Origin of the sequence: Curtobacterium sp. APC 4022 (assembly GCF_030407555.1) — a bacterium.
Lineage (GTDB): Bacteria > Actinomycetota > Actinomycetes > Actinomycetales > Microbacteriaceae > Curtobacterium.
Genome location: NZ_JASDDD010000026.1, coordinates 1 through 11,988 on the forward strand (window position 1 = coordinate 1; position 11,988 = coordinate 11,988).

At 67.0% G+C, this 11,988-nt stretch carries 16 protein-coding genes; 8 read left to right on the forward strand and 8 right to left on the reverse strand.

Annotation, left to right across the window (positions count from 1 at the left end):
- Nucleotides 1–256: 256 nt before the first annotated feature.
- Nucleotides 257–1,198 carry a LysR family transcriptional regulator gene (locus QL987_RS09750; protein ID WP_290157456.1) on the reverse strand — a complete coding sequence of 314 codons (942 nt, stop codon included), beginning with the start codon at nucleotides 1,196–1,198 and terminating at the stop codon, nucleotides 257–259.
- A gap of 72 nt (nucleotides 1,199–1,270) precedes the next feature.
- Here QL987_RS09750 and QL987_RS09755 point away from each other — a divergent pair, with 72 nt between their 5' ends.
- Nucleotides 1,271–2,230 carry a putative oxygenase MesX gene (locus tag QL987_RS09755; protein ID WP_290157457.1) on the forward strand — a complete coding sequence of 320 codons (960 nt, stop codon included), beginning with the start codon at nucleotides 1,271–1,273 and terminating at the stop codon, nucleotides 2,228–2,230.
- A 20-nt stretch (nucleotides 2,231–2,250) separates the two neighbouring features.
- Nucleotides 2,251–3,300: a methionine synthase gene (locus QL987_RS09760; protein ID WP_290157458.1), complete on the forward strand. Its 1,050-nt coding sequence runs from the start codon at nucleotides 2,251–2,253 to the stop codon at nucleotides 3,298–3,300.
- A gap of 137 nt (nucleotides 3,301–3,437) precedes the next feature.
- Here the strand turns inward: QL987_RS09760 and QL987_RS09765 are convergent, their stop codons facing one another.
- The 3 genes from QL987_RS09765 to QL987_RS09775 form a co-directional block, all read right to left on the reverse strand.
- Nucleotides 3,438–4,364 (reverse strand): CPBP family intramembrane glutamic endopeptidase, encoded by a 927-nt coding sequence (locus tag QL987_RS09765; RefSeq protein WP_290157459.1) that lies wholly within the window; start codon nucleotides 4,362–4,364, stop codon nucleotides 3,438–3,440.
- Between the two features lie 35 nt (nucleotides 4,365–4,399).
- On the reverse strand, nucleotides 4,400–4,618 hold the full coding sequence (locus QL987_RS09770) for an SdpI family protein (RefSeq protein WP_290157460.1): 219 nt from the start codon (nucleotides 4,616–4,618) through the stop codon (nucleotides 4,400–4,402).
- A 352-nt stretch (nucleotides 4,619–4,970) separates the two neighbouring features.
- Nucleotides 4,971–5,231: a hypothetical protein gene (locus QL987_RS09775; protein ID WP_290157462.1), complete on the reverse strand. Its 261-nt coding sequence runs from the start codon at nucleotides 5,229–5,231 to the stop codon at nucleotides 4,971–4,973.
- Between the two features lie 110 nt (nucleotides 5,232–5,341).
- Between QL987_RS09775 and QL987_RS09780 the strand changes: the two genes are divergently transcribed.
- Nucleotides 5,342–5,695 carry an SdpI family protein gene (locus tag QL987_RS09780; protein ID WP_290157464.1) on the forward strand — a complete coding sequence of 118 codons (354 nt, stop codon included), beginning with the start codon at nucleotides 5,342–5,344 and terminating at the stop codon, nucleotides 5,693–5,695.
- Between the two features lie 94 nt (nucleotides 5,696–5,789).
- Entirely contained in the window at nucleotides 5,790–6,212 is a 423-nt protein-coding gene (locus QL987_RS09785; RefSeq protein ID WP_221850954.1) for a PRC-barrel domain-containing protein, read from the forward strand.
- Nucleotides 6,213–6,356: 144 nt separating this feature from the next.
- Here the strand turns inward: QL987_RS09785 and QL987_RS09790 are convergent, their stop codons facing one another.
- Complete coding sequence (locus QL987_RS09790; RefSeq protein ID WP_290157467.1) at nucleotides 6,357–6,830, reverse strand: hypothetical protein; 474 nt, start codon at nucleotides 6,828–6,830, stop codon at nucleotides 6,357–6,359.
- A 174-nt stretch (nucleotides 6,831–7,004) separates the two neighbouring features.
- Nucleotides 7,005–7,898, reverse strand: coding sequence for a serine hydrolase domain-containing protein (locus QL987_RS09795; protein ID WP_356840918.1), 894 nt, complete (start codon nucleotides 7,896–7,898; stop codon nucleotides 7,005–7,007).
- 93 nt (nucleotides 7,899–7,991) lie between these two features.
- Here QL987_RS09795 and QL987_RS09800 point away from each other — a divergent pair, with 93 nt between their 5' ends.
- The 3 genes from QL987_RS09800 to QL987_RS09810 all read left to right on the forward strand — a co-directional run bounded on the left by QL987_RS09800 (nucleotide 7,992) and on the right by QL987_RS09810 (nucleotide 9,549).
- A complete protein-coding gene (locus QL987_RS09800; protein ID WP_253464684.1) occupies nucleotides 7,992–8,183 on the forward strand; it encodes a hypothetical protein in 192 nt (63 codons plus the stop codon).
- A 164-nt stretch (nucleotides 8,184–8,347) separates the two neighbouring features.
- Entirely contained in the window at nucleotides 8,348–8,974 is a 627-nt protein-coding gene (locus QL987_RS09805) for a hypothetical protein (protein WP_111076183.1), read from the forward strand.
- Nucleotides 8,971–9,549 carry a hypothetical protein gene (locus tag QL987_RS09810; protein ID WP_111076182.1) on the forward strand — a complete coding sequence of 193 codons (579 nt, stop codon included), beginning with the start codon at nucleotides 8,971–8,973 and terminating at the stop codon, nucleotides 9,547–9,549. Before QL987_RS09805 ends, QL987_RS09810 begins: the two co-directional genes overlap by 4 nt.
- 210 nt (nucleotides 9,550–9,759) lie before the next feature.
- On the opposite strand, the gene QL987_RS09815 is transcribed toward QL987_RS09810, so the two are convergent.
- A complete protein-coding gene (locus QL987_RS09815) occupies nucleotides 9,760–10,209 on the reverse strand; it encodes a hypothetical protein (protein WP_290157472.1) in 450 nt (149 codons plus the stop codon).
- Nucleotides 10,210–10,432: 223 nt separating this feature from the next.
- On the opposite strand from QL987_RS09815, the gene QL987_RS09820 reads away from it, so the two are divergent.
- The gene (locus QL987_RS09820; RefSeq protein ID WP_290157473.1) at nucleotides 10,433–10,978 is read left to right on the forward strand and encodes a GNAT family N-acetyltransferase; all 546 of its coding nucleotides are present in this window, start codon (nucleotides 10,433–10,435) and stop codon (nucleotides 10,976–10,978) included.
- A gap of 6 nt (nucleotides 10,979–10,984) precedes the next feature.
- Here the strand turns inward: QL987_RS09820 and nrdF are convergent, their stop codons facing one another.
- Nucleotides 10,985–11,986 (reverse strand): class 1b ribonucleoside-diphosphate reductase subunit beta, encoded by a 1,002-nt coding sequence (nrdF, locus tag QL987_RS09825; RefSeq protein ID WP_056119980.1) that lies wholly within the window; start codon nucleotides 11,984–11,986, stop codon nucleotides 10,985–10,987.
- Between the last annotated feature and the right edge of the window lie 2 nt (nucleotides 11,987–11,988).

Here is an 11,988-nt window from a genome sequence, read left to right on the forward strand (position 1 = left end):
CACCTTCAAGACCGACGCCGTCAAGGGCGGCCTGCTCGTCGGCACCGCCACCATCACCGCCCAGATCAAGTAACACCCGGCGCGTCACCAGACGCACCACCACCACGAGAACGCCGCCCCGGCACACACCAGGGCGGCGTTCTCGCGTTCTCCCACCATGTGCCCGTGCGAGCGCGCCGACGTGACGGACGCGTGTCGCGCCTCCAGGCCGGTCACCGGCAGGAACGGTCAGCGCACCTCCGTCGGCTCCCGACACCTACCCGAGCGGCTCGACGCCGTAGCTGGTGACCACCGCGCGTAGCTCGTCCAGGTACGTCTGCGCCTGCACGGTCAGCGGGACCGAGGCGTGGGCGATCCACCCGATCTCGATGCATTCGTCGACGTCGAGCGGGATGGCGACGATCTCGGGGTCCAGGTCGTCGCTGATGAGCCCGGTGGAGATCGTGTACCCACCCAGGCCGATCATGAGGTTGAAGATGGTCGCCCGATCCGAGACCCGGATCTCCCGCTTGCTCGACATCGTCGACAGGATCTCCTCCGCCAGGTAGAAGGAGTTGTTCGCACCCTGGTCGAACGTCAGCCGGGGCAGGTCCGCCAGGTCGGCGAGGGTCGCGCGCTTCCGTGACGCGAGCGGGTTGCGCCGGGCGACGAAGATGTGCGGCTGGGCGACGAACAGCGGGGTGAAGACGACGCCGGCGTCCCGCATCAGCTTGCCGAGGACCTGTCGGTTGAAGTCGTTCCGGTAGAGGATGCCGACCTCGCTGCGCAGCGTGCGGACGTCCTCGATGATGTCCCAGGTGCGGGCCTCGCGGAGCGAGAACTCGTACTCGTCCGCGGCCGCCGCCTCGACCATGCGGACGAAGGCCTCCACGGCGAACGAGTAGTGCTGCGCCGAGACCCCGAGCAGCCGACGTGACGGCTGGCCGCCGACGTAGCGCTGCTCGAGCAGCGAGACCTGTTCGACGACCTGCCGGGCGTACCCGAGGAACTCGACCCCGTCGACGGTGAGCACGACCCCACGGGCCGAGCGGGTGAACAGGGGGCGGCCGATCCGCGTCTCCAGGTCCTTCATCGCCGCGGACAGGGTCGGCTGCGAGACGTAGAGCAGATCGGCCGCTGCACTGATCGAGCCCTCGGTCGCGACCTCGATGAAGTAGCGGAGCTGCTGCAGGGTGATGTCGTTCGAGACCCGAGCCATAGGCGCAGGCTATACCGGTGCATAGCGTCTCGGTATTACCTGATGACCCGGGCCTCCCGTCATGATCGTGGGATGGCGAATGACCTGACCTTCAGCATCACGCGGACGCGGTTCGACGAGGACTACTCCCCCGCCGACAGCTCCCGGCTGACCACGAACTTCGCCAACCTGGCGCGCGGCGAGCACCGTCAGCAGAACCTCCGTGCTGCGCTGGCGATGATCGACGGGCGCGCGAACGACCTCGCCGGGGTCCATGACCGCTACCGCCTGGAACTCGACATCGTGTCCGCCGCGCTCGCGTTCTCCGACGGTGGATCAGACGCCGAGTTCCCGCTGCTCGAGATGCTCGACGTCACGATCGTCGACCAGCACACCGGCGAGCGCCACCACGGCATCCTCGGCAACAACTTCTCGTCGTACCTGCGCGACTACGACTTCTCGGTGCTGCTGCCGTCATCGCCGGGCTTGCCGTCTGACTTCGGGGCGCTGCACGGGGCGCTCTTCCAGCGCTTCCTGGAGTCATCCGCGTTCCACTCGACTTTCAGTGCCGAGCCCGTCGTCTGCATCAGCGTCTCGACGAGCCAGACCTACCGCCGGACCGGGTACGTCCACCCCGTGCTCGGCGCCGAGTACGAGCACGAGCACTCCTCGCTCACCGACGACTACTTCGGTCGGATGGGCATGCAGGTCCGGTACTTCCAGCCCGCCGGAGCGTCGGCCCCGCTCGCGTTCTACACGCGCGGCGACCTGACCGGCGACTACACGGACCTCCAGCTCATCGGCACGATCGCCACCATGGAGACGTTCCAGAAGATCTACCGCCCGGAGATCTACGCCGCGAACACCCCGGCCGGGAGCACCTACCGCCCCACTCTCGACCACACCGACTTCACGCCCACTCCGGTCACCTACGACCGTGAGGAGCGCAGCCGCCTCGGGATCACCCAGGGCCGGTGGACCGAGGAGCACCTCGTGACGCCGCACCGCGCACTCCTCTCGCGGTTCGCTGCCGACTCCGTCCCTGCCCGCTGACCGACTGGATCGACACTTCCATGAGCTCTCTCCTCCCCACCTCGATCGTCGGCAGCCTGCCGAAACCCTCCTGGCTCGCCGAGCCCGAACGTCTCTGGAGCCCGTGGGAGCTCGAGGGCGCAGCGCTGACCGAGGGCAAGCAGGACGCACTCCGCTCCGCCGTCCACGAGCAGGAACGCCGCGGCATCGACATCGTCAGCGACGGCGAGCAGACCCGTCAGCACTTCGTCACGACGTTCATCGAGCACCTGGACGGCGTCGACCTCGACCGCAAGGAGACCGTCCGGATCCGTGACCGGTACGACGCGGCCGTCCCGACCGTCGTCGGTGCCGTCAGCCGCCGGGCGCCCGTGTTCGTGGACGACGCCCGCTTCCTGCGCGCGCAGACCGACCGGCCGATCAAGTGGGCGCTCCCCGGCCCGATGACCATGATCGACACGCTCTCCGACCAGCACTACAAGTCACGCGAGAAGCTGGCGTGGGAGTTCGCCACGATCCTCAACCAGGAGGCACGCGAACTGCAGGACGCCGGCGTGGACGTCATTCAGTTCGACGAGCCCGCCTTCACCGTCTTCCACGACGAGGTGCAGGACTGGGGCGTCGCCGCACTCGAACGCGCAGCCGAGGGCCTCCGCGTCGAGACCGCCGTGCACATCTGTTACGGGTACGGCATCGAGGCAAACAACAGGTGGAAGGAGACACTCGGGGCCGAGTGGCGCCAGTACGAGCAGTCGTTCCCGCTCCTGCAGCAGTCCTCGATCGACATCGTCTCGCTCGAGTGCATCCACTCGCACGTGCCGCTCGAGCTCGTCGAGCTCATCCGCGGGAAGAAGGTGATGCTCGGCGCGATCGACGTCGCGACCGAGACCGTCGAGACGCCGGAGGAAGTGGCTGAGGTGCTGCGTCGGGCGCTCGAGTTCGTCGACGCCGACAAACTCATCCCCAGCTCCAACTGCGGGATGGCTCCGCTGGCACGGGGTGCGGCGCTCGACAAGCTCGGCGCCTTGTCGGCCGGAGCGGACATCGTCCGCAACGAGCTCGTCGGCACCGCCGTCCCGTCTGCGCGTTAGTCGTCATCAACTGCAGGGCGGCTCCCCTCCGGAAGCAGGAGAGCCGCCCTGTTCGTCGCGTCCGCGGGATGCTTGGCTCTCGATCCGGCCTGGAGGCGCGGCTACCGTTCGACCGACGGGTCGCGTTGGTACTGGTGTCACCCCTCACCGCATCCGCGAACCGGATCGCCGTCGGAGCGGCGAGTGGATCGACGCGAGCAAACGATGACGATCGTCGCGAACACTGCAGCGGCGATCCAGGTCCCGACGCCGACCGGCCCCGCGAGGGCGAGGTCCGGCGGGTACTTCGCAGAGGAGAACAGCAGCACCAGACCGCCCGCTGCGTTGAACGCGCCGTGCCCGAGCACGGCGGGCCAGACCGAACCACTCCAGATCCGGAGCCAGCCGAGGAACGTGCCGACGGCGGTGGCTCCGACGATCATCAGGAAGACCCCCCACAGGTCTGGACGATCGAAGTTGTAGCCCAGCAAGACGATCGGAGCGTGCCAGACGCCCCACACGACGCCGGTGATGAGAACGGCCGGCCAGTCGCCGAGAGGTCGTAGGGCAGGGAGCAGAAGACCTCGCCACCCGACTTCCTCTCCGAATGCGAGCACCCCGTTCAGAGGCGCAGCGATCGGGATCGAGATGACCTGCACGAGGACGAGTACTCCGATCGGCAGGAGGTCCCGCGCTTCTTCGGGAAGCATCGCGGCAAACCCGCTGAACGTCTCGAGGTCGAGGCGGACGAGATGCAGGAGCGCGGCGACTGCGATGCCGGCGATGACGACGAGTGGCAGCAGGACGATGCCGCCCAATGAGAAGCGCAGGAGCTTTCCGACCGGTCGGAGCGGGACGATTCCGAGCTGCCGGACAGCCTGCCGCACCGGAACGCGTTGCTGCAGCAGCACGACGATCGCTGCTGCAGCGCAGGGTGTGAACATCATCGTCGGCAGGACCCACAGCGCGTGCACCGAAGCCAAGCCCTTCGGATCGATCCACAGCGGCAGGCTGACGAGCCATCCGAAGCCCCAGGCCAGGACCGAGAAGATCAGGATCGGCTTCCAGCGGACCTCCGCTGCCACTGACCCAGGAACGACAAGGCCATCACTGTGAAGCATCAGGTGCCTTCCGGACTGCTCGTTGCGCAGCGGCGACGCTCCACAGCCCCCCCGGCCAGCAGCACAGCAGCCTGGTGCCCTCGGCGCCAGGCTGCAGCATCGTGCATCGTCGCTCGCGTACGAACACCGACGAACGAGTTCCGGCCGATGACGCCCCATGCGGGCAGCACGACGAAGACCACTGTCACCACCGCCGCAACCATCTCGACGAAGACCACCGTCTACCCCTTCTCCAGAACGACCGAGCGCGCGCCTGGCCGTTGAACGTTGATACTGAACACCGCAGCGTTCTGCAGCGCGCGGCAGACGAGGAGCGCCCTGCCCGACGGACTCTTCGATCAAGACGCCTGGCCAGGAACTGATCTTTCACCGTACAGATGTTGCACGCCAGAAGGAGCCAGTGCAAGCGGCTCTTCGTGAAGAGGTGGATCCGCATCCTCGTCGTCGTCGCTGCAGCCACGGCGCACGGGTGCCTGTACCCGAGCCCGCTCCTGACCGGCTGGATGGGAGCAGCCACACTCTGGATGGCAACGACGCGCTGGAGCTCCGGCGAGCCGATCGAGCTCCCTGTCAGCACAGAGATCGATCCCGCAGACGTCCGCTCGCCAGTCCGCGTGGGCTTCGACGGCCGAGCGCGCCGTCGGACGCGAAACCACATGGCAGGTCCGACGAACGGACGATCAGGACGACGACCGCCCATGCCAGCAGACGCCATCCGGAAGGCGGCGCAGAGCGAATCAACGAGATGACGGCCGCGAGATCCAGGAGTAGCGCGACCAGCGCGACGGCCGTCAGCGCAACGGCGAGCACTGTCGGGACGAGTGGGTTCACGTACTCCGCCTCGGTCGACGGCGTCACTCCGTCGTTCCGCAACGCCAGACAATCGGTAGTACATTGCCGTTTCTATCCCGTGACGTTAAGTTGTTTGTGTGGTTGGAGCAATGGTGTTCGCGCTGGCACTCGTGATCGGCGGCGCCGTCCTCGTGACCTGGCTGACCTGGAGGGCTGCCAACGGATCTCTGGCTCGGAACGATCTCGCTGGCGTCCGGACGCGGGTCACGATGTCCAGCGATGAAGCCTGGCGAATCGGGCACCGAGCAGCACTACGCCCGACGGTCATTGCCGGAATCCTGACCGTGCTGTGGAGCCTGGCGAGCATCGGTCTCGCGCCGCTCCGCAATCCGGTCTCGGTCCTCGTGGCCACGGCGGTGCTCCTCGGCGGCGCGCTTCTGTCCATCCCGGTGGCGCATCGCGCGGTGCGCCGCTGCAACACGGAGAATGACGCCCCAGCCTGACTCGAGCGTCCGATCGCCTCGTCGATCGAGGCCGTCCGAAGACGGACGAGCGCTTCGCCGCGAAGTGTCAACCGGAAGGGCGTTGACTACCCCCATGATCACCAAGAGCATGATCCACGAGGTCGAGAACGCGACCGTCCGAGACCGCGAGGGTGCCTCGGTCGGCAAGGTCGCGCAGGTGTTCCCCGCCGAGGACGGCAGCGCTGCGTTCGTCAGCGTCGCGACAGGACTCTTCGGGGGTCACACCGCGCTCGTCCCGGTCGAGGACGCCACGTTCGACGGCACGGACCTGCACGTCGGGTACGCGAAGAGCGCGATCAAGGGAGCACCCTCCCCCGGAGTCGGAAACGCTCTGTCTGCCACCGAGGCGAACGCCGCCCGCAAGCACTTCGGGCTGTCCCCCACCGGCAAGGCCACCGGAGACATGGGCGACCCGCACGAGAACCTCGACCAGGCTGGTACCGGTCCGGCGGGCGCCGACGACACCGAGGGTGCGGGCACGACGCCGCCGGTGTGAGCAGCGCCGGCGAGTGACCCGACCCGTCGGGACGGAGCTGACGGTACTGCTCCGTCTGGTCGGCCGGGAGGCGCGGTGCCAGCTGGCACCGCGCCTCCAGTCAGGCACACGGTCGCGAACACGCGACGGCGATGCCGCTACCACTCACATGTCGGCGATGAGCCGGAGCGTGTAGTCGTCGGGGACCGTCTGGTGCTCGACGTGGTGCATGAACACCGGTGCTGCCTGGTCGGCCGTGAAGAGTTCCTCCGGGTGGCGCGGTTCGTGGGCCGCCTGCACGTCGATGGCCTCAGTGAGCGGTTCCCCGAGGTCGTGGTCACGGCCGACGATGTAGAAGCGGTACTCGCCGTCGTCCTCAAGGCGGCGGAGCTCGACGCTCATCTTCTCCGCGGTGCCGCCAGCCTGCAGGTACGAGCCGCCGTACTCATCGATGACCGACTGCGGACCAGCGCGCCAGGTCCGGTCGTCGATCGGCGCGGCGAAGACGAGCCACGCGAACTGGTCGTCGTTGTCGAGCAAGCCGAGGCAGAGGCGTACCTGGTCGAGGAGCGGGCGGAACGTGTCGTTGAGCACGCTGCTGACGGAACCGTTGGTCTTCATGATGATCACCGCGGGCAAGTCCCCTCGATCGTCGGCGGCGGGTTCTGGGTCTTTCTACTTCCTCGCCAGCAGAACGAACCCTACAAGGGACACATGCCCAGGGGCGCGCTCCCGCGAAGGAACGCCATGCTGAGACCCCGGGGATCGCGACCTCGACGACGAGGGGACACGCAGCAGCGACGATCGCGATCGTCAGTCGTCACGGGGCCGCCGCACCTCCTGCTCGACGAGCGCCGTGGCGATCCGGTCAGCTGCGTACGGAGCCTTCGCGAGCGTGTGGACGACGGCGGTCACGCCGGCCGCATCGACGATGACCGCTCCTGCCGCTCGGACCTCTCCGTTGATCCAGGTCGAGCCCCCTTCGCGCTGCCAACTCACCGTGCGGGATGGTCCGGCACCAGGCTCGAGGGCCCAGTCGGCGTAGCGACAGAGGTCGTCGAACGTGGCCCAGATACCGCCTGCCGCTGCAAAGGAGGACTCACCGAGTACCCAAGGCTTGATCGGGCGCCCGAAGAACGTCGGCATCACGCGCTCTGTCGGAGCGGGCACGAGCGTGGCGGAGACGATCCCCGCCGGCTCGAGCACATGGTGGCGGGCGGCGGCGAACCAGTCGCCGTGCGCTGCGTCGAGGACCGAACCGAGGAGCGCGTACCCGAGATTCGAGTAGACGAACTGGCCCCGAGGTGTGACAGGTACCGCCGATGCCGGATCCAAGGGAACGCCGACGGCCCTCCGGTACGGGTCGACGAACAGGTTGCCGCCCATCGTGACCGGCATCCGCGGCAAGCCGGAAGTGTGATGGACGAGGTCGGCGACGGTCATCTCGGTATCGGGCACCTGCGGGAGGTAGTGCGCGACCGACCGATCGACCTCGAGTGTGAGCCAGGCCGTCGTACCGACGACACCTTTCGTGATGCTCCCCCACTCGAGCAGCGATGCGGCGGCGTACGGTCCGCGAGGCTCCCGAACGGCGCGCCAGCTCTCAGCCGTGCGAACACTCGCGCGCCAGTCCCCGGAGCTTGTCAGCGGATTCCGCACCGTGTCCCTCTCTCTGATGAGGGGCGATCGTGGCGGCGCAGCCGTCACGTATCCCTCACGCTTGCCAGGTTGTACGCCTCAGTGACGTGTAGCACTCTAGGTGCTCACGCCACGCTAGTGGTGATGACGAGGGGGAAGACCATGAAGAAGACGATTCCGGTCGTGTCGGCGACCATGACCACCGCGATCGCGGCAGCGCTCCTGATCGCTGCGCCTGCACAAGCCCAGAGCGGAACCGGTCGCTCGAAGTCCGTCCCGTGGGGGAATGTGGCTGCCACCAAGAAGATGAAGGGCCTCACCGGCGTCGGCTGGGCCGGAGTGCAGTGGCAGTGATCCCAGAGCGATCGCGGCGACGCAGCGTCGAGGCCCTGGCCTCGACCTGCGTCGCCGCAGCCGTCCTGTCCGGGTGCTCGACGGGCTCCGACGAGCACGACCGTGGCCTGCCGCCGGCGCAAGCTCCTGCGCGCCTGCCAGGACCGGCTCTCGACGCGTCGGCGATGGAGAACTTGGCCGATGAGCTTCGCGCAACGGTGCCGTGCACGCGGGCAGATGCTCTGCTGGACGACCTCGCGTTCTGGGACACCATGCGCGGCTTCGACTGCCTCGATGGTGACGCACCGACGTTCATCCGCGTCTACGCGCACACAGCGTCAGTGCCCCAGACCCTCGTGGAATGGGACGGCACGTTCGGGCCAGAGCGGGCAGTCACCAGGGGAGCGAATTGGTACGTGATCGGCACTCCCGCAACCGTCTCGGCCGTGAAGCCTCCTGGCGAGGCACCTCGAACGGCGAACGATCTCGGGTCGCCGGTTCCCCTGACGGCGGAGCAGGACTACCTGACGACCTGCATGCTGTACGTCTCGAGCGAGAGCCAGCGGTACGTCCGGCATCCGGAGCAGCGAAGCGCGTCCGCCGACCAGTACGGCGCGCTCTTCCCTGGCATCACCGCCGCCGTCCACGCGGCGGTCGACGATCTCGGGCGGAGCAAGGTGACGCAGATCACGGACGAGGATCGATGGATCGCGGCCTTGTCGGTCATCGGACCGCAGCTCAAGGAGCAGTGCGGCGCTGCGTACCGAATGGTCGGAGACTCCGTCCGCCCGGTTGACGGGGGCCGAGGATGACCACGTCGCGATCCTCCCACTCGGCCATCACCCTGACCGCCTCCGCGTTGATCCTCAGTACCGCTGGCGCGGCCTTCCTCTCGATCGACAACTTGCTCGGATTCGTCGACACCCATGCGATCGGCACGGCTTCGGTCCCGATGGTCGCATGGTTCATCCTCTTCGCGGGTTCGGTGGCGGCTCTCGGTGGCATGCTCACTCGCGACCTCACGCGTGCGCTCGTCGCCATCGCCATCGTCGGCTTCGTGGCGACGCGTTCCCCCGCGACCAGCCTCCATCTGTCGCTCCCCATCGCGATCGCGCTCCAGGCCCTCGTCCCACTGACCTTCGCCGCGGCAGGAGCATCCGTCCTGCGCCGTCCTCGAGACCTCGTGATCGTGCAAGTCCTCGCGGCGCTGCTCATGGGGCTCGCCCTTGCTTGGACGGCGACTGCCTTCATTCCGGTTGCGCTCGGAGCGTTCCTCATCGCGCAGGCCGGCACGCTGCTCGTCGCGCTCAGCCTGAGCCTGCGACCGGTCCTCCGCCTGAGTCGGGATGTCGCACGCGACCTCTGGTCGAGCGCCGACGTCCGATGACGGCTCGATCCGGACGGCCACCCCATCCTGAGCCCAGAGACCTCGGCGACGTCACGTATCGATCATCTCGTGTGTCGTCCGGAGGCATGACCGCTCGCCGGAGCGCACAAGTCCGGTACATCTCGTCGGACTGGAGGCGCGCTACCAGCTGACACCGCGCCTCCCGTCCGGAACAGGGTCGCGGACACGCCGAGGCGATGCCACCACCACTCACATGTTCGCGATGAGCCGGAGCGTGTAACCGTCGGGAACCGTCTGGTGTTCGACGTAGTGCATGAACACCGGCGCCGCCTGGTCGGCCGTGAACAGCTCCGCCGGGTGCCGGGGCTCGTGAGCAGCCTGCACGTCGATGGTCTCAGTGAGCGGTTCCCCGAGGTCGTGGTCGCGGCCGACGATGTAGAACCGGTACTCGCCGTCGTCCTCACGACGGCGAAGTTCAACGCTCATCTTCTCCCCGGTACCGCCGGCCTGCAGGTACGAGCCGCCGTACTGCTCCTCAGCGGGTTCCGGGTTGAACATCCAATCGGCGTCGTCCGGACACCACCAGATCAGCCACGCGAATTGCCCATCGTTGTCGAGCAACCCCAGCCTGCGGCGTACCTGATCAGGCATCGGCCGGAAGGTGTCCTGCAAGATGCTGCTGACACTGCCGTTGCTCATTGTGATGATCATTCGCTGGCGCGGCCGTTCGCTACCGCGAGGGTCGACTTGCCGCTGTTCGACCGTGCCGGGATGCAGGTCTGGTTGCCGAGGTCGTCGAGGGCCATCTGGAGATTCTCGCAGGGGCGAATCGATGACCACCACCTCGTCCGCGTCGACCGGTAGCGGATCATGGTCCGGACGTTCGCGAGGAAGCGCATTCGGAGTGCGTCAGACTCGACACGTGGATGGCGAGCTTGGTCGGATCCTCGTCCGTGCGGCGACCGGTGACGACGTGGAGGCGGTGCTCGACGTTCAGCTCCGCTCACCGGGACGGTCCACATCGGCACACTTCAGGCAGCACGTCAGCGCGGGGATCGCTGACGAGTCGGTACTCGTCCTGATCGCCACTGTCGGCCCCGAGACTGTGGCGTGGGCGATGACCACCCACTTCGACGAGTCTGAAGGCCTGGCGCCCGCCGGGTACTACCTGACGGGCGTGACCGTTGCACCGGAGTGGCGTCGCAAGGGCGTGGGCGGGCTCTTGGTGCAAGCACGGTTGAACTGGATCGGAGAGCGCGACACGAAGGCGTTCTTCTTCACGAATGCCCGTAACGACGGATCGATCAAGTTGCACGAGCGATACGGATTCCGACCCGTCGCTCACGGAGCGCGGTTCCGCGGGGTGTCCTTCGAAGGAGGCCGGGGAATCCTGTTCGAGGCCGATCTGACGCACCGCGACAGCAGAACGCCCCGCCGGCCGAAGCCAGCGGGGCGTCCCCACAAGTGACCAGGCTCAGAAGTCCCAGTCCTCGTCCTCAGTGCTCTCCGCCTTGCCGATGACGTACGACGACCCCGACCCCGAGAAGAAGTCGTGGTTCTCGTCCGCGTTGGGCGACAGCGCCGACAGGATCGCCGGGTTCACGTCCGTCGTCTCCTTGGGGAACATCGGCTCGTAGCCCAGGTTCATCAGCGCCTTGTTGGCGTTGTAGTGCAGGAACTTCTTGACGTCCTCGGTCAGCCCGACCTGGTCGTAGAGGTCCTGCGTGTACTGGATCTCGTTCTCGTACAGCTCGAACAGCAGGCTGAACGTGTAGTCCTTGATCTCCTGCTTGCGCTCCTCCGAGGCGCCCTCGAGACCCTTCTGGAACTTGTACCCGATGTAGTACCCGTGGACGGCTTCGTCGCGGATGATCAGGCGGATCAGGTCAGCAGTGTTGGTGAGCTTCGCGCGCGAGGACCAGTACATCGGCAGGTAGAAGCCGGAGTAGAACAGGAACGACTCGAGCAGGGTCGACGCGACCTTGCGCTTCAGGGGGTCGTCGCCGGTGTAGTAGTCGAGGACGATCTGTGCCTTCTTCTGCAGGTTCACGTTCTCGGTGGACCAGCGGAAGGCGTCGTCGATCTCGGGCGTCGACGCCAGGGTCGAGAAGATCGACGAGTAGCTCTTGGCGTGCACCGACTCCATGAACGCGATGTTCGTGTAGACGGACTCCTCGTGCGGGGTGATCGCGTCGGGGATCAGGCTGATCGCGCCGACGGTGCCCTGGATGGTGTCCAGGAGCGTCAGACCCGTGAACACGCGCATGGTGAGCTGCTGCTCTTCGGGCGTGAGGGTGTTCCACGACTGCACGTCGTTCGACAGCGGCACCTTCTCGGGCAGCCAGAAGTTGTTGACGAGGCGGTTCCAGACCTCGACGTCCTTCTCGTCCTGGATGCGGTTCCAGTTGATCGCGCTGACCGAACGGATCAGCGGGACGGCTTTGCCGGTGGCGTGGACCGGGTCGGTGAGAGTCATTG